General features: G+C 67.7%; 18 protein-coding genes. 8 read left to right on the top strand and 10 right to left on the bottom strand.

The window, feature by feature from the left end; genetic code table 11:
- Positions 1–40: 40 nt before the first annotated feature.
- From ACZF5Y_RS14030 to ACZF5Y_RS14015, 4 genes are all read left to right on the top strand, one after another.
- Entirely contained in the window at positions 41–382 is a 342-nt protein-coding gene (locus tag ACZF5Y_RS14030; protein WP_497533318.1) for a TIGR02611 family protein, read from the top strand.
- Between the two features lie 103 nt (positions 383–485).
- Complete coding sequence (gene mtnC, locus ACZF5Y_RS14025; RefSeq protein ID WP_497533317.1) at positions 486–1,196, top strand: acireductone synthase; 711 nt, start codon at positions 486–488, stop codon at positions 1,194–1,196.
- Positions 1,193–1,843 (top strand): methylthioribulose 1-phosphate dehydratase, encoded by a 651-nt coding sequence (mtnB, locus tag ACZF5Y_RS14020; RefSeq protein WP_497533315.1) that lies wholly within the window; start codon positions 1,193–1,195, stop codon positions 1,841–1,843. Before mtnC ends, mtnB begins: the two co-directional genes overlap by 4 nt.
- A 65-nt stretch (positions 1,844–1,908) precedes the next feature.
- Positions 1,909–2,493, top strand: coding sequence for a 1,2-dihydroxy-3-keto-5-methylthiopentene dioxygenase (locus ACZF5Y_RS14015; protein WP_497533313.1), 585 nt, complete (start codon positions 1,909–1,911; stop codon positions 2,491–2,493).
- An 85-nt stretch (positions 2,494–2,578) separates the two neighbouring features.
- Here the strand turns inward: ACZF5Y_RS14015 and ACZF5Y_RS14010 are convergent, their stop codons facing one another.
- The 3 genes from ACZF5Y_RS14010 to upp form a co-directional block, all read right to left on the bottom strand.
- Positions 2,579–3,274, bottom strand: coding sequence for a magnetosome magnetite crystal formation protein family (locus ACZF5Y_RS14010; RefSeq protein WP_497533311.1), 696 nt, complete (start codon positions 3,272–3,274; stop codon positions 2,579–2,581).
- A 175-nt stretch (positions 3,275–3,449) separates the two neighbouring features.
- Positions 3,450–4,145, bottom strand: coding sequence for a winged helix-turn-helix domain-containing protein (locus ACZF5Y_RS14005; protein ID WP_497533310.1), 696 nt, complete (start codon positions 4,143–4,145; stop codon positions 3,450–3,452).
- Positions 4,146–4,586: 441 nt separating this feature from the next.
- On the bottom strand, positions 4,587–5,225 hold the full coding sequence (gene upp / locus ACZF5Y_RS14000; RefSeq protein ID WP_053352093.1) for a uracil phosphoribosyltransferase: 639 nt from the start codon (positions 5,223–5,225) through the stop codon (positions 4,587–4,589).
- A 56-nt stretch (positions 5,226–5,281) separates the two neighbouring features.
- Here upp and ACZF5Y_RS13995 point away from each other — a divergent pair, with 56 nt between their 5' ends.
- Complete coding sequence (locus ACZF5Y_RS13995; RefSeq protein WP_497535342.1) at positions 5,282–5,716, top strand: nucleoside deaminase; 435 nt, start codon at positions 5,282–5,284, stop codon at positions 5,714–5,716.
- An 11-nt stretch (positions 5,717–5,727) separates the two neighbouring features.
- Here ACZF5Y_RS13995 and ACZF5Y_RS13990 read toward each other — a convergent pair whose 3' ends face one another.
- The 5 genes from ACZF5Y_RS13990 to ACZF5Y_RS13970 form a co-directional block, all read right to left on the bottom strand.
- Positions 5,728–6,825 carry an ABC transporter ATP-binding protein gene (locus ACZF5Y_RS13990; protein ID WP_497533307.1) on the bottom strand — a complete coding sequence of 366 codons (1,098 nt, stop codon included), beginning with the start codon at positions 6,823–6,825 and terminating at the stop codon, positions 5,728–5,730.
- Between the two features lie 2 nt (positions 6,826–6,827).
- A complete protein-coding gene (locus ACZF5Y_RS13985) occupies positions 6,828–7,667 on the bottom strand; it encodes an ABC transporter permease (protein ID WP_497533306.1) in 840 nt (279 codons plus the stop codon).
- Positions 7,664–8,509, bottom strand: coding sequence for an ABC transporter permease (locus tag ACZF5Y_RS13980; protein WP_497533304.1), 846 nt, complete (start codon positions 8,507–8,509; stop codon positions 7,664–7,666). Before ACZF5Y_RS13980 ends, ACZF5Y_RS13985 begins: the two co-directional genes overlap by 4 nt.
- 106 nt (positions 8,510–8,615) lie before the next feature.
- A complete protein-coding gene (locus tag ACZF5Y_RS13975; RefSeq protein WP_497533302.1) occupies positions 8,616–9,752 on the bottom strand; it encodes an ABC transporter substrate-binding protein in 1,137 nt (378 codons plus the stop codon).
- 199 nt (positions 9,753–9,951) lie between these two features.
- Positions 9,952–10,914, bottom strand: a complete 963-nt coding sequence (locus ACZF5Y_RS13970) for a cation diffusion facilitator family transporter (protein ID WP_497533300.1) — start codon at positions 10,912–10,914, stop codon at positions 9,952–9,954.
- Positions 10,915–11,052: 138 nt separating this feature from the next.
- Between ACZF5Y_RS13970 and proC the strand changes: the two genes are divergently transcribed.
- Positions 11,053–11,916, top strand: a complete 864-nt coding sequence (proC, locus tag ACZF5Y_RS13965; protein ID WP_497533299.1) for a pyrroline-5-carboxylate reductase — start codon at positions 11,053–11,055, stop codon at positions 11,914–11,916.
- 49 nt (positions 11,917–11,965) lie between these two features.
- Here the strand turns inward: proC and ACZF5Y_RS13960 are convergent, their stop codons facing one another.
- Together ACZF5Y_RS13960 and ACZF5Y_RS13955 are read right to left on the bottom strand one after the other, a co-directional pair.
- On the bottom strand, positions 11,966–12,631 hold the full coding sequence (locus ACZF5Y_RS13960; protein ID WP_497533297.1) for a potassium channel family protein: 666 nt from the start codon (positions 12,629–12,631) through the stop codon (positions 11,966–11,968).
- Positions 12,624–13,997, bottom strand: coding sequence for a TrkH family potassium uptake protein (locus ACZF5Y_RS13955; RefSeq protein WP_497535341.1), 1,374 nt, complete (start codon positions 13,995–13,997; stop codon positions 12,624–12,626). The genes ACZF5Y_RS13960 and ACZF5Y_RS13955 overlap by 8 nt, the downstream gene beginning before the upstream one ends.
- 226 nt (positions 13,998–14,223) lie before the next feature.
- Here ACZF5Y_RS13955 and ACZF5Y_RS13950 point away from each other — a divergent pair, with 226 nt between their 5' ends.
- Together ACZF5Y_RS13950 and ACZF5Y_RS13945 are read left to right on the top strand one after the other, a co-directional pair.
- Positions 14,224–14,688, top strand: coding sequence for an ArsR/SmtB family transcription factor (locus tag ACZF5Y_RS13950; RefSeq protein ID WP_497533295.1), 465 nt, complete (start codon positions 14,224–14,226; stop codon positions 14,686–14,688).
- Positions 14,689–14,793: 105 nt separating this feature from the next.
- Complete coding sequence (locus ACZF5Y_RS13945; protein WP_005504750.1) at positions 14,794–14,892, top strand: 30S ribosomal protein bS22; 99 nt, start codon at positions 14,794–14,796, stop codon at positions 14,890–14,892.
- The last annotated feature ends 131 nt before the right edge of the window (positions 14,893–15,023 follow it).

Raw genomic sequence — 15,023 nt, 5'->3', positions numbered from 1 at the left:
CTCGCGGCGGGCTGCCAGCGAAGCGACATACACTCGCCGCATGTCTGCACCGACCACTCCTCGCCGCGAGCTCGGCGGGCGTCGCCGGCGACGGCTTGCGGCAGGAGCTGCGCGGCTGCGCGCCGCAATCCGCACTCGTCCCTGGCTCGATGCCGCATACCGCGTCACCGTGACCGTCGTTGGTGCGCTGGTGGTGCTCATCGGGCTGATTCTGGTGCCGCTGCCGGGCCCAGGTTGGCTGATCGTCTTCTTCGGCCTCGCCATCCTCGGCAGCGAATTCCATTGGGCGCGCCGCCTGCTCGGGTGGGCCCGGGCGACGGTCGCGCGAGGCGCCGAACGCTGGCGGGCTTGGCGAGCCGCTCGACGGGCGTACGGCACCTGAGCGGCAATGTCCGCGTGTGCAGTGACGCGGGGCGTCGCACGGCACGGAGATGTCACTGGTGCGCGATAGGATCAGGCGAATTGTTCCCGCACTCGGAGGCCGCATGACGACGCCGTTCACTCTGACCGCCGATGTGGTGGTGGTCGACCTCGAAGGCACCACGAGTGCCGCAGGCTTCATTCTCGGCGACCTCTACGACTACGCGCGCCCGCGTCTCGAAGAGGTGCTCGGGCGCGATGACGCGACCGTGCGCGAGGCTCGGGCGCAGGCGATCGCCGAGATCGGCCTTGAAACGGATGCCGATGATGCGACCGTCGCCGAGGCGCTGCGCGGCCTCATGGCCTCGGACGTGAAGTCGACGCCGCTCAAGACTCTCCAGGGCATCATCTGGGCCGAGGGCTTCGCCGCCGGTGAGATCACGTCGCATTTCTTCGACGACGTGCCGCCGCAGTTGCGCGCGTGGGTCGACAGTGGAGTACGTCTGGCCGTCTACTCGTCGGGGTCGGTCGCCTCGCAGCAGCCCTGGTTCCGTCACGCGCCGGGCGGCGACCTCTCGGGCCTGGTCTCCGGGTGGTTCGACACCGTGAATGCGGGCCCGAAGAAAGACGTCGCGTCGTATCACCGCATCGCCGAAGCGCTCGACGTTGCTCCCGAGCGCGCACTGTTCCTCACCGATCACCCCGACGAGGTGAGCGCGGCGCTCGCCGCCGGGTGGCAGGTCGTCGCGCTCGACCGGGCGGGCGAGCCCTGGGCCGGCAGCGATTTCGCTGCTCCATCCGTCGCCGCTTTCACCGAGATCGAGGTCACCCGATGAGCACCGTCACTGCACCCGCCACCGTCACCGCCGTGCAGCTGCGCGAAGCCGGCGCGACCCTGGCGCACGAAGCCGCGAGGTTCGCCGACCTTGGCTGGATGCGGGGAACCGCGGGCAACCTCTCGCTCGTGCTCGCCCGTGAACCGCTGCGTCTCGCAGTGACGGCATCCGGCCTCGACAAATCGGAGCTCACCGACGCCGACGTCGTGCTCGTCGACGCAGACGGTCGGTCTGCCGACGTCGATGACCCCAGGCGCCCGTCGGCTGAATCCGGCCTGCACGCCCACATCGCCGCCCGCACCGGGGCGAACGCGATCTTCCACGTGCACGCCCTCGACGCCGTGCTCGCGGGCGAGTACTGGCCCGACGGCATCGAGATTCGCGATCTTGAAATGCTGAAAGGGATCGGCCACCCCGCCCACGACGTGACCGTCACCATCCCGGTGATCCAGAACCACCAAGACATGGCGGTCGAATCCGAGCGCTTCGACGCGGTGTACGCGGGTGCCGCCGACGGCGCGCCCGAGGTGCCGGTGCTCGTCGTCGCCGGGCACGGCATGTACGCCTGGGGTGCGACCGCGCAGCAGGCGCGACACCACCTCGAGATCGCCGAATGGCTGCTTCGTTACCGCGTCGCGGTGCGCTGAGGCGGCCGCACTCCCCAGACCCCAGAATCACCCCGTTTGCGTACTGAACCCGAGAGTAGGACCTGATGACACTCCTCACCGTCTGGAATGAGACCGACCCGACGACTCCCATCATCGAGACCATCGACGATGTCGAAATCGGCGCCGTGCTGACCGGCCTTGGCGCCCGCTTCTCGCACTGGGAGGTGAAAGACTTCGCCGACGACGCCACGCTCGAAGAGATCCTCGCGCTCTACACCGATGAAGTCGAAGCCGTGAAGCAGAGCGAAGGCTACACGCTCGTCGACATCGTCGGCTTGAGCCCGGCGCAGGCCAACTACGACGAGGTCAAGGGCCCGTCGCGCGAGAAGTTCCTCTCAGAGCACCGTCACGACGACGATGAAGACCGCTTCTTCGCCAAGGGTGCCGGGGTCTTCTATCTGCACGTCGACGGCAAGGTGCACGCGCTCTACTGCGAGCCCGGTGACCTCGTGTCGGTGCCGGCGAACACCACGCACTGGTTCGACATGGGCACCGCGCCCGAGTTCACCTCGATCCGCTTCTTCCACGACGATGACGGCTGGGTCGGCCACTTCACCGGCAGCCCCATCGCGAGCACATTCGCGACCTTCGACCAGCTGCACGCGCGTCGCGCCGAACTCGCGGCATAGGGTATCGCCTACGCCGCTCCCCGGAAACGAGCAACGCCCCCGATCCGCGTCAGCGGGCCGGGGGCGTTGCTCGTGCCGGTCGAACTTACTTGACCAGCGGCACGTTGAAGATGAAGCCGGGCTGCTCGCCGCGGCGGAACCCGTCGCTCGCCTTGACTGCGGCGATGATGTGGAACACGAACAGCACGATCGAGCCGAGCCACAGCACGACGGCCAGGAGCCATCCGATGTAGGGGATCAGGCCTAGAATCCACGTCGCGATGCCGACGCCCACGCGCAGCAGCGAGAAATTGAGGTTCTCGCGCTGGTAGAGGTACAGGCGCTGATCGCCCTTGTCCTTATCGATGAAGAAGAAGATGAGCGCCGGAATCCAACTGAAGAACACCGACAGCCAGTAGTTCAACGTGACGTTGCTGGTCGGGTCGGCGACCGGCTGGGCGTAGCCGGGCTGCGCGTAGCCGCCGGGCGGCGGCGTCTGACCGGCCTGAGGGGCGCCGTACTGGGGCGCCGCGTATTGGGGCTGACCCGGCTGCTGGGGCTGCTGCGGCGGAACGGGCGGGGCCTGCGGGGCCTGCGGGGCCTGGAACTGCGGCTGCGCGGGCTGCTGCGGCGGCACGGGGGGTGCTGCGGGCGCCTGGTGCTGCTGCACCGGGGGAGCCTGCGGTGGCTGGGGTGCAGCGGGCGGCGCCGTCGGTGCGGCGGGCGCCACGGTTGAGGGATCGCTCGTCGGCTCGCCGCCAGTCCCCTGTCCGTGCTGACCTTCTGGTGGCAACGTCGTCATGGTGTTTCTCCTTCGACCGGTCATTTTCGCTTCTGAGGCTACTGCAGCTCGCGGGCGAGCGGTAGATGCTTGCGCGCGCGTGACGGGAAATGAAGCGGCCCGCCTCCCGGAGAGGGCGGGCCGCTTCACGAAATGTCGGGCGGCTCGGAGCGCGGAGCGCGACCGAGCGGAAGGCTCAGAACGCGTCGGGGCTCGGGGCCGAGGTGTGCAAGATCGACACGTCGGCGTGGCGGTCGAAGCGATACCCGGTGCCGCGCACCGTGCGCACGATGTCCTGGTACTGCGCGAGCTTCACGCGCAGGCGGCGGATGTGCACGTCGATGGTGCGCTCGCTGGGCGCCTCTTCGTCGCTGCCCTCGCTCCAGAGCGCGGTGATCAGCTCTTCGCGACTGATGGTGCGGCCTTCGCGCAGCACGAGGTACTGCAGCAGTTCGAACTCGCGGAAGGTGAGCGCGGCGGTCACATTGTCGAGCAGCACCCGCTTGCGCGAGAGGTCGAGGATCACGCCGCTCGCCGCGCGATCCTGCTCATCGGCTTCGTGCTGCTTCTGACGGGCGTGCGCTGCGGGATCGCCGAGCGCGAGACGCACGACATCGACGTCGCGACCACCGGTGTGCTCGGGGGCGAGCGCCACGGCGGCGTAGGTCTCGGCGGCCGGGGCCAACTCTGCGACGAGCTGCTTGATGCGGGTCACGATGGCGCCGAGCTTCGGGTCGCCGTCGGCGATCTTGTCATCGGCGAGGCCGACGTAGAGCGCGAAGCCGCGCACCTCGGTGCCGTCGGGCACGCGGCGCTCGGCGGTCGGAGTCGGCGCGAGATCTGCTGCGAGATCGGGGCGGGCGGCGCGAAGAGTCTGGGTGGTGGCGTTCATGATGATGTTCCTTACGAGGCTGTCGTTCGGGTGCGGCGCAGCGGTGCGCGGACCCGGATAGGCCGGTGTCGGCCGGGAGTGCGAGGGGAGCGGAACCGGTCTCGATCAGATACGAAAAGCCGGATGAACCGCGGTTCGGCGTTCGAGTTCAGAACACCGACGTGGACGCAGAATCAGATTCGGGAAACGTTCACATGCACATTCGACAGCGCATGACACCCTGACCGGCCATCATCATGCCGGTCTGCCCAATGTTCACCTCGAAGGCGGACTGGGGACGAGTGGTCTCATGCATAACGATAAGTTAAGCAAAGTATTGCTTCGCGTGTCAAGCGGAGCGAGCAGAAAATTGGTGGGGGTGCGGCTCGCCGTTGCGCGGCACCCCTGCACCGGTGGATCGCCCCCTCATGAGGGCGCCCCAGTAGGGCTCGTTACCGACGGTCAGTGGCCGACGGTGCCGTAGAGACGGTCGCCGGCGTCACCGAGCCCCGGCACGATGTAGGCGTTCTCGTCGAGCCCCTGATCGAGTGCCCCGAGCACCAGGGTGACCTGGCGGTCGCCGGCGGCCTCGCGAATCGCTTCGACGCCCTCGGGAGTGCCGAGCACGCAGATCGCGGTCACGTCGTCGGCGCCGCGGTCGAAGAGGAACTTGATCGCCGCCGCGAGCGAGCCGCCCGTGGCGAGCATCGGATCGAGCACGAAGCACTGGCGGCCTGCGAGCGAGTCGGGCAGACGCTCGGCATACGTCGTCGGCTGCAGCGTCTCTTCGTCGCGTGCCATGCCGAGGAAGCCGACCTCGGCGGTGGGCACGAGCTTCACCATTCCCTCGAGCATGCCGAGACCGGCGCGCAGGATCGGCACGATCAACGGCAGCGGTTCGCTCAGGCGCACGCCCGTGGTCGGGGCGACCGGGGTCTCAATTTCGTGCGGCTCGACGCGCACCTCTCGCGTGGCCTCGTAGGCGAGCAGCGTCATCAGCTCTTCGATCAGCAGACGGAACGTCGGCTGCGGGGTTTTCGCGTCGCGGAGCACCGTGAGCTTGTGGGTGATGAGGGGATGATCCGCAACGAAGACTCGCATGGTCCTATTCTATTGGCGTGACGCTGATCCCTCCATCGCAGGCCGAGCACGCCGCCATGGGCGTCGCGCTCGAGGCCGCCGTCGACGCGGCGCGAGCCGGTGAGATCCCGGTCGGGGCCGTCGTGCTGAACGCCGAGGGCGAGGTGGTGGGTGTCGGTCGCAACACGCGGGTGCACGTGCCTGATCCGACGGGGCACGCCGAAGTGCTGGCGATCCGGCAGGCCGCCGAAGCGCTCGATGATCGCGTGCTCGCCGACTGCACGCTGGTCGTCACGCTCGAGCCGTGTGTGATGTGCGCGGGCGCGATTCTCGCCGCCCGACTGGCGCGCGTGATCTTCGGAGCCTGGGATGAGAAAGCGGGCGCCGTCGGCAGCGTCTACGATCTGCTGCGCGACGGGCGCCTGCCGCACGCGGTGCCCGAGGTCGTCGCCGGGGTGCGCGCGGACGAAGCGACGGCCTTGCTGCGCGCGTTCTTCGCGCAGCGCCGGTAGCCGCTCCGCTGCTACGGGCGGGGCGCGACCGTAACCGGCTCCGGGGCGAACGCCACCTCGACGCGGTCGCCGGCGCGGAACTGCGCGTCGGCGGGGTGCTGCGAGGCGAGTTCCGTGCCATCCGCGAACTGCACGACGGTGCGGCGGATCGGCCCGAGGAACCCGCTCGAGACCACGGTGGCCGTGAGCTCGCCGGCTGATCCCGAACCCGTATCGGCACCCGCAAGACGCACGTGCTCGGGGCGCACGTACGCCGTGACCCTGGCGCCGGTGACGCCGGTCGTGCCGTGATCGGCAGAGCTGATCACCGGCAGCCACGCGCCGCGCAGGTTCACGCGATCGCCCTCGAGCACAGCCTCGAGCTGGTTCGACAGCCCGACGAAGTCGGCGACGAACGGCGATGCGGGCCGCTGGTACAGGTCTTCGGGGGTGCCGAGCTGGGCGATGCGGCCGCCCTCCATGACCGCGACCCGGTCGGAGATCGCGAGCGCCTCCTCCTGGTCGTGCGTCACGAAGACCGTCGTGATGCCGAGTTCCGTCTGAATCGCGCGGATCTGCTCGCGCAGGCGCACGCGCACCTTCGCGTCGAGGGCCGAGAGCGGTTCATCGAGGAGCAGCGCCCGCGGGCGGGTGACGAGCGCGCGCGCCAGGGCGACGCGCTGCTGCTGCCCACCCGAGAGCTCGTGCGGAAAGCGCTCGGCGAGGTGCGCGAGGCCCACGATTTCGAGCATCTCACCGATGCGAGCGATGCGCTCGGCCTTCGGCACCTTGCGCATGCCCAGCCCGAACTCCACGTTGCGGGCGACGGTGAGATGGGGAAAGAGCGAGTACTGCTGGAACACCATGCCGATGTCGCGGCGGTTCACCGGCACGTGCGTCACATCGTCGTCGCCGATGCGCACGTGCCCTGAAGTGACCTCCTCGAGGCCGGCGATGCAGCGCAGCGCTGTGGTCTTGCCGCAGCCCGACGGGCCGAGCAGGCAGATGAGTTCGCCGGGCTCGAGCGCCAGATCGATGCCGTGCAGCACGGTGGTCGAGCCGTAGGCCTTGGTGACCTGCTCGAGGCGCACCGCGGCGCCCGCACGGGTCTGGGTCAGCGTTTCGGTCATGTTCAAGACTCCTGGGAGGGGTTCGAGCGGGAGCTGCGTCGCAGGCGCCGGCGACGCGGGGCGCCACCGGTGCTGCTCACAAGCAGAAGTACGAGGAATGCGCCGACCAGTGAGAGCAACGATACCGCCACCGCGACGAACGGGTCGGACTTCGAGATCTGCAGCAGCGCGGTCTGGAGCGTCACGCGGTTGAGCAGCGACGACACGGTGAACTCGCCGAGCACGATCGCGATCGTCAACAGTGAGGCGGCGAGCAGGCCGCGACGCACCCCGGGGGTGATGATGCGCACCAGCACGGTGATCCACCCCGCACCGAGCGAACGTGCGGCCTCGGTGCGCGTGCGCGCATCCATTCCCTGCAGATCGGAGTTGATCGACCGGTACGCGAACGGCAGCACCAGCACGCCGTAGGCGAGGCAGAGCGACCACACGCCCGAACCGAACACGGTGCCGATGCCGCGGTAGATCGGTGCGAAGCCCACCACGAGCACGATCGCGGGGATCGCGATCGGCAGCACGGTCAGCAGGTCGAGGGCGCGCTCGAGCTTCGGGAATCGCAGGTGCACGAGCACGATCGTCGGGAAGAACACGACGAGCACGATCGCGAGCGTCAGGGCGGCCAGCACGAACGAATTGCCGAGGCCCTGGAACAGCGGGCGGTAGGCGCGCGCGTTCTCGGGATCGAACAGCGCGAGCCAGTGCTCGGCACCGTAGCCGCCCGCGGTCTGGCGCAGCGTGAACTCGAGCATCGCGACGAGCGGGATCATGAAGATGAGCCCGATCACCGTGATCACGGTGTAGGCGACGGGGCGCGACGGGCGCCCGGGCACGCGCGCGCTCATCGCTGCCACCGCCCCGCACGCGCCATGAGCCGGCCGTAGGCCAGCATCACGACGGTCATGACGATGATCATGCCGAGTGCGAGCACGCCGGCCGAAGCGGAGTTGGACCCACCGGTCTCACCGATCAGTGCGGCGCGAATCTGCAGCGGCACGATCTGCGACCCCTGACTGATGAGCGCTGCCGCGGTCGCGTACGACGAGAACGCGTTTGCGAAGAGCAACAGCAGCGAGCCGAGAAACGCGGGGGCGAGCACCGGTAGGCCGACGCGCGTCCAGTAGCTGAAGCTCGTGCCGCCGAGCGTCGCGACCGCCTCGGCCCAGCCGGGCTTCAGTGCGATGACCGCGGGGAGGAAGGTGATGACCATGAGGGGAACCTGGAAGTAGACGTAGGGCAGGATCAGGCCCGGCAGTTCGTAGAGCCACACGCCGTCGGCATACATGTCGACGCCGAGCCGCTCGCGCAGCATCACCGTGATGAGGCCCTGGATGCCGATGGTCGCGACAAACGCGAACGCGAGCATGACGCCTCCGAACTGGGCGAGCACCGAGCTTGCGGCGTCGAAGACGCGGCGCAGAGGGCCGCTTTCGGGGAGTGCCGCGAGCGCCCAGCAGAGGATCGCGCCGATCACGGCGCCGACGAGCGCGGTCACGACGCTCACCCAAATGCTCGCGCCGAATGCGCCGAGCGTCGCAGGGGTCGTCAGCACACCGAGGTTCGCGAGGGTGAAACCGTTCTCGTTCGAGAACCCGCTGCCGATGGCGAGCACGGTCGGAACGGCGAGAAAGAAGAAGATGTAGACGGTGAACGGGGCGAGCCCGAGGGTGGAGAGGAAGCGTTTCACTGAAGCTCCGAGCAGGGGAGAGTGGCGTGGCGTGCGTGGCGCTGAACGGTGCGGTGGACACACCTGTGCGGTGAGGGCTGACTGCGCCCCCACCGCACGAGTGGACTTACTTGATCGCTGCAGCCCAGCGCTCGGAGAGGAGCGTGTTCGCGGCGTCGGTCTGATCCATGTCGGGCGTGATCCAGTCGTCGCTCAAGGTGCCGAAGGTGGCGGCCTCGATGAGCTTCTCATCGGCCGCACCGGCCTCCTTCAGCGCGTCGACGCGCACGGGCACGGCGTTCGCCTCGAGGAAGAGCGACTGCACCTCGTCCGAGAAGATCCACTCCTGCCACAGGCGAGCGGCGGCCGGGTTCGGCGCGTCGGCGTTGATCGCCTCGTTGTAGAAGGAGACGTAGGCCGGTCCGTCGAGCACGGTGGTCTTCCAGCTCGGCTTGTCGGCCGCAGCCGCGATGTTGTTGAACGACCAGTCGAAGACCAGCGGGGTCTCGCCCGAGGCGATGGTCGCGGGGGTCGGGTCGACGGTCAGCAGGTTGCCGGCCTGGCGCAGCTCGGTGATGAAGTCGACACCGGGGCCGAAGTCGTCGACCCCGCCGCCGTTGAGTGCGGAGATCGAGCCGACTGCGGCAAAGGCCGCGCCCGCCTGCGTCGGGTCGCCGTTGAGCACGACCGCGCCCTTGTAGTCGGCGCCGAGCAGATCCTTCAGCTCCTGGGGCTCCGGCAGCTTGTCGGAGTCGTAGCCGACCGACATGACGCCCGAGTAGTTGTTCACCCAGAGGCCGGTGGCCTCCTTGTTGCCCTCGGGGATGTCATCCCAGTTCTCGACCTGGTACGGCGCGAACTTGTCGGTGTTGGTGAGGGCGACGGCCGCACCGAGGTCGAAGACATCGGGAGCGGTGTCCTGGCCCTTGAGGTTGTCAGCGGCCTGGATCTCCTCGGCGCTCGACGCGTCGGGCGAAGCCGAGTTGACAGTGATGCCGTACTTGTCTTCGAAGCCGCTGATGATCTTGCCGTAGTTCGCCCAGGTCTCGGGGAGTGCGACGACGTTGAGCTCGCCCTCTTCCTGAGCTGCGGCGATGAGTGCATCGAGGCCGCCGAAGTCTGCGGCGCTGGTCGCGGTGGCGGCGTCGGTCGACGAGCCTGCGTCGCCTTCAGCGTTGCTCGCGGTCGAGCATGCGGCGAGCGAGCCGGCCATGAGCAGCGCGGTGATCACGGCGGCGGAGCGCACGAAAGCGCGTGAGGTCACGGGAGTTCCTTCCGATACAGGGAGACGGATCGCCCAGAGGGGCGCATGCGGCATGCCTGCAGCGGCAGCCGATCCGTGACCCAACGCTAGGAGGGCGCGGTGTCGGGGAAGGAACTGATCGATAGCCTCGGAGTGAACGGTGTGTGGCGCGCGGACGGTGAGTCGTTCACCGTGCAGTGCGGCGCCGGGCCATCGGGCCTCAGTCGCTCGAGAGCATCACGATGGAGCTCGTCGACGGCGTATCCGCGTTCGGGTCGAGGTACACGTCGGGTTCGATGTAGATGACGCGCGCCGCCGGCACGGCCTCGCGTATGCGGCGCTCGGCGAGGTTGATGATCACCGAGACCTCATTCATGGTCTTCGTGGGGGCGATATCGACCTTCGCGCCGATCATGAACTCATCGGGGCCGAGGTACAGCGTCTTCATGTGGATGATGCGGCCGATGTCTTGCGACTTCAGCAGTGCGGCCTCGATCTTCTCGACGTCTTCATCAGAGGCGCCCTCGCCGACGAGCAGGCTCTTCACCTCGATACCCAGGATGATCGCCACGGCGACCAGCAGCACGCCGATCGCGATGGTCGCGATACCGTCGAAGAGACCGTTGCCGGTGAGCACGGTGAGCCCGACGCCGATGAACGCGATCACGAGGCCCGTGATCGCCGCGAAGTCTTCAAGCAGCACGACGGGCAACTCGGGAGCCTTGGAGCGGCGAATGAACTGCAGCCAGCTCGACTTGCCCTTGTGCGGGCGGCTCTCTCGGATTGCGGTGCGCAGCGAGAACCCTTCGAGCACGATCGCGACGGCGAGCACGAGCAGCGGCAGCCACCACACCTCGAGGGCGTGCGGGTGCTGCACCTTCGAAACGCCTTCGTAGACCGAGAAGACGCCACCGATGGAGAAGAGCACGATCGCGACAACGAACGCGTAGACGTAGCGCACGCGACCGTACCCGAACGGGTGCTCTTTGTCTGCGCGCTGCTGCGCGCGCTTGCCGCCGACGAGCAGCAGCACCTGATTGCCCGAGTCGGCGAGCGAGTGCACGCCCTCCGCCAGCATCGACGACGAACCGGAGAACGCCCAAGCAATGAACTTCGTCACGGCGATGCCGAGATTCGCGAGTAGTGCCGCGATGATCGCCTTACTGCCGCCTGACGCGCTCATTCCAGATGCCTCCCCATCGCGAACGTCGAGTGTCCGCGCGATGCGCCAAGTCTATGACCCCACCCGAAATCTCAGCGGTATGAAAACGGACAAGACCGCGCCCCCGATTCTGTCGGCGGTGCTCCATACACTGGGATCATGAGCGAATCGACGAATCCCCGCACCGACGCCCGTTTGCCGCGCACCGCCATGATCGGCGTCGGTTCGATGGGTGGTGCGATCCTTGCCGGGCTGCGCGCGCCCGAGGTCGATATTGAGCGGCCGATTGTCGTGACGACGCACTCGCAGGCGAGCGCGGACGTCTACGCGGGGGCGGTCGACGTCACCGCGGTGGCCTCGGAGACCGACGCCGAGGCGAATCGTGCCGCGGTGCGCGGAGCGCAGATCGTGGTGCTGGGAGTGAAGCCCTGGGCGCTCGTCGACGTTGCACGCGAGATCGCCGCAGACCTCGAACCCGGCGCGATCGTCGTGAGCGTGGCAGCTGGTGTGCCGTGCGCCGCGATCGAAGCCGTGCTGCCTGCAGGCACCGCGGTGGTGCGAGCTATGCCCAACACGCCATCGACCATCGGCCTCGGTGCGACCGGCATCGCCGGCGGCGCGGCGGCGACCGACGCACAGACTGCGCTCGTGCAGCGGTTGTTCGCCACGGTGGGCGAAGCGCTCATTGTGCGCGAAGACCAGATCAATGTTGTCGCCGCGGTTTCGGGGTCAGGGCCGGCCTACCTCTACCTCTACGCCGAAGAGATGACGGCGGCAGCTCAGCGCGCGGGCTTCGATGAGGCCCAAGCGCGCCTGCTTGTGCAGCAGACCATCGTCGGCTCCGCGCAGCTCTGGGCGACCAGTGGTGAGCTGCCCGAAACGCTGCGACGCAACGTGACGAGCCCGAAAGGCACGACCGAGCAGGCAATCCTGGTGCTGCAGCAGGGCGGCCTCGCCGACCTCTTCGATCGCGCGCTCGCCGCGAACGTGCGTCGTTCGGAAGAGCTCGAACGCGGGGAGTAGCGCGGGGTTTCGCCCGACGCGAACGTCGGCCGAAACGTGCCCGCAGGGCCTACCCGATCGCGGCGAAGCGCTCCACGTCGGCGGCGGTGCCGCTCACGATGATGAGGTCGTGCGTCGACACGACGGTGTCTTGCGTCGCGTGCGTGAACGGCTGACCCGGAGTTTTCACCCCGACCACCGTCACGCGGTAGCGCGTGCGCACCCCACTCTCGGTGAGCGTGCGATTGCGGATCGATCGCGGCGGGTACATCTTCGCGATGACGTAGTTGTCGTCGAACTGAATGAAGTCGAGCATGCTGCCGCTCAGCAGGTGGGCGACGCGCTCGCCAGCCTCGCGCTCGGGGTAGATCACGTGGTGCACGCCGATGCGCTCCAAGATCTTGCCGTGCGACAGCGAGATGGCCTTCGCCCAGATCTGAGGCACCCCGAGATCCACGAGGTTCGCGGCGATGAGCACGCTCGACTCGATCGAGGCGCCCGTCGCGACGACCGCGATCTGAAACTCGTCGGCACCGATCTGCTTCAACGCCTCCATCGAGCGGGCGTCGGCCTGCACCGCGTGCGTCACGCGATCCGCCCACTTCTGCACGAGCCCCGGATCGGTATCGACCACGAGCACTTCGCGATCCTGACGATCGAGCTGGCCCGCCGTCGCGGCGCCGAACCGACCGAGACCGATCACGATCACCGGTGCGTCACTGCGAATATCAACCAACGATCGGCCTTTCTTCGGGGAGGCGGAACATGCGGGAGCGACTGGTCGCGGCCACCGCTGCGGCTAGCGTAACCGTGCCGACGCGGCCCGCCCACATTGTGGCGGCGAGGATGTACTTGCCGGGGTCGTCGATCGACGCCGACAGACCGGTCGTTAGACCGCACGTGCCAAACGCCGAGATCACCTCGAACAGCACGATGTCGAGGGGTTCGCCGGTCATCTGCATGATGGCGACGGAGGCGGCGAGCACGATCGTCGCGCCCCAGATCAGAATTGAAATCGCGACGCGCAGCACCTCGTTCGGAATGCGACGGCCGAACGCCTGCATGTCGTGGTAGCCGCGCGCCTCGGCGTACGCGGCGAGGAACAGCACGGCGATCGTCGTCACCTTGATGCCGCCCGCGGTCGAGGCGGAGCCGCCGCCGACGAACATCAGCATGTCCATGACGAGGAGCGTCGAGCCGTGCATCTCGGTCGGGTCCATGATGCCGAGACCACCCGAACGGGTCATCACCGACATGTACGCCGAGCTGAAGAGAGTGTCGCCGAGCCCCTGCGACCCGAGCGTGCGGGTGTTGTTGAATTCGAGCCCGGCGATGGCGATCCACCCGAAGATCACGAAAAGGAGTGTGGTGGTGAGCGTGAGCTTCGCGTGGAGCCCGAGCCGCTTGTGGGCGCGCCACCCGCCGCCGATCACGTAGCGGTAAAGCGCGAAGATCACCGGGAACCCGATGCTGCCGAGGAAGACGCCGACGGCGAGCACGGAGAGCAGGTAGGTGTCGGTCTCGAAGGGGGCCAGACCGCCCGGCAGCGGCACGAAGCCGGTGTTCGTGAAGGCGGAGGCCGCCAGGTAGAAGCCGTTCCAGAGGGCATGCCAGAAGCTGTAGCCCTCCATCATGAGGCGCGGCGTGATGAACGCCGTCAGCGCGACCTCGATGACGACGAGGCTCGTTGCCACGGCTCCGAGCAGACCACCGATTTCACCGAGACCGACCGCCTGGCTTTCGGATGCGCCTTTCGCCATGCGCATCGGATTGGTGTCGCCGGCCGCGAGCAGGCGGGTACGGAGGCCGAGTCGTCGCGTCACTGTCAGACCGAGGATGCTGGCGAGCGTGAGCACGCCGATGCCGCCGATCTGCAGGCCGCCGAGAATGAGCAGATCACCGAAAAGCGACCAGTGCGTCGCCATATCGACGGTCGAGAGCCCGGTGACGCAGATGGCCGACACCGCGGTAAACAGGGCGTCGGCGAGCGGGGTGACCTCGTGCGAGCGGCTCGCGATCGGGAGCGAGAGCAAGGCAGTCCAGAGCAGGATCAGGCCGGTGAACACCAGCAGCGCGAAGCGTGCGGGTGACGAGTGAATCATGCCGCCGATCCACGACTTCGGCGAGAGCAGATCGGCGAACCGACCGCTCACAGCGCGTGTCCTCACGACTCCTGCTTTCTGGCGTTGATGGGGCGTCGAGGCCTGCCAGGGTCGCGACTCACTGCGCCCATGCTACACACGCGGGCGGGGCTTCGCGCGCACCGTGCGAGGCGAGACGACGCGTGATACCGGGACAGAGCCGCCCGCTCCGGCTACTCTGGTGCCTATGCCAGATATTTTCGGAGTCATCGCCGATGCGACCCGGCGCGACATTCTGCAGGCACTGCTCGAGAAGCACACGCAGAACGCCGAGATGAGCGTGTCCGAGATCGTCGGGCAATTGGAGATCAGTCAGCCGACCGTGTCGAAGCATCTCAAGGTGCTGCGCGAGGCCGAATTGGTCACGGTGCGCGAAGAAGGCCAGCATCGCTTCTACTCGCTGGATCCCGAGCCGCTCGAGATGGTCGAGGACTTCGTGATCCCGTTTCTCTCGGCCGGATTCGAGACCGAGGTCACGGTCGAGTACCTCTCCGAAGACGGCGAGCGCGTGGCCGGGCCCGATGAGGCGGATGAATTCGGCGAGGTGCTCCCCGAAGAGGCGACGGCCGCGGCCGAGCGCATCGGTCGTGCTGCGGCTCGTGCCGAGCACCGGGTGAAAGAGCTCGTCGCGCGCTTCAAATTGCGCGGCTGAAACGTCGTTTGACCGCTCGGTTCGCATCGAACGGCATGAGCGGCTAAGATCTATGTTTTATGGGCCCCGACTCCCAGCGGCCCGAGAGACGTTGTGAGGTTAATCGTGGGTTCAGTTATCAAGAAGCGTCGCAAGCGCATGTCGAAGAAGAAGCACCGTAAATTGCTTCGGAAGACGCGTCACCAGCGCCGCAACAAGAAGTAAGCGACGCCGCCGTGAGGCGGTGATTGCTGACACACGCCGGGCCCGATGGGCTCGGCGTTTGTCGTATGCGCGGGGCCTGGCCTGCCGCAGACCGGCTGTGCGGCTGCAGCGCGCGGATGGCGTCTGGCGCC

This window comes from Leucobacter sp. WKLB1, assembly GCF_059696215.1.
This window is presented reverse-complemented; position numbering and strand designations above follow the sequence as displayed.

Coding starts and splice junctions, on each gene's coding strand:
- ACZF5Y_RS14030 (WP_497533318.1), top strand. CDS start 41: ATGTCTGCACCGACCACTCCTCGCCGCGAGCTCGGCGGGCGTCGCCGG.
- mtnC (WP_497533317.1), top strand. CDS start 486: ATGACGACGCCGTTCACTCTGACCGCCGATGTGGTGGTGGTCGACCTC.
- mtnB (WP_497533315.1), top strand. CDS start 1,193: ATGAGCACCGTCACTGCACCCGCCACCGTCACCGCCGTGCAGCTGCGC.
- ACZF5Y_RS14015 (WP_497533313.1), top strand. CDS start 1,909: ATGACACTCCTCACCGTCTGGAATGAGACCGACCCGACGACTCCCATC.
- ACZF5Y_RS14010 (WP_497533311.1), bottom strand. CDS start 3,274: ATGACGACGTTGCCACCAGAAGGTCAGCACGGACAGGGGACTGGCGGC.
- ACZF5Y_RS14005 (WP_497533310.1), bottom strand. CDS start 4,145: ATGAACGCCACCACCCAGACTCTTCGCGCCGCCCGCCCCGATCTCGCA.
- upp (WP_053352093.1), bottom strand. CDS start 5,225: ATGCGAGTCTTCGTTGCGGATCATCCCCTCATCACCCACAAGCTCACG.
- ACZF5Y_RS13995 (WP_497535342.1), top strand. CDS start 5,282: ATGGGCGTCGCGCTCGAGGCCGCCGTCGACGCGGCGCGAGCCGGTGAG.
- ACZF5Y_RS13990 (WP_497533307.1), bottom strand. CDS start 6,825: ATGACCGAAACGCTGACCCAGACCCGTGCGGGCGCCGCGGTGCGCCTC.
- ACZF5Y_RS13985 (WP_497533306.1), bottom strand. CDS start 7,667: ATGAGCGCGCGCGTGCCCGGGCGCCCGTCGCGCCCCGTCGCCTACACC.
- ACZF5Y_RS13970 (WP_497533300.1), bottom strand. CDS start 10,914: ATGAGCGCGTCAGGCGGCAGTAAGGCGATCATCGCGGCACTACTCGCG.
- proC (WP_497533299.1), top strand. CDS start 11,053: ATGAGCGAATCGACGAATCCCCGCACCGACGCCCGTTTGCCGCGCACC.
- ACZF5Y_RS13955 (WP_497535341.1), bottom strand. CDS start 13,997: ATGATTCACTCGTCACCCGCACGCTTCGCGCTGCTGGTGTTCACCGGC.
- ACZF5Y_RS13950 (WP_497533295.1), top strand. CDS start 14,224: ATGCCAGATATTTTCGGAGTCATCGCCGATGCGACCCGGCGCGACATT.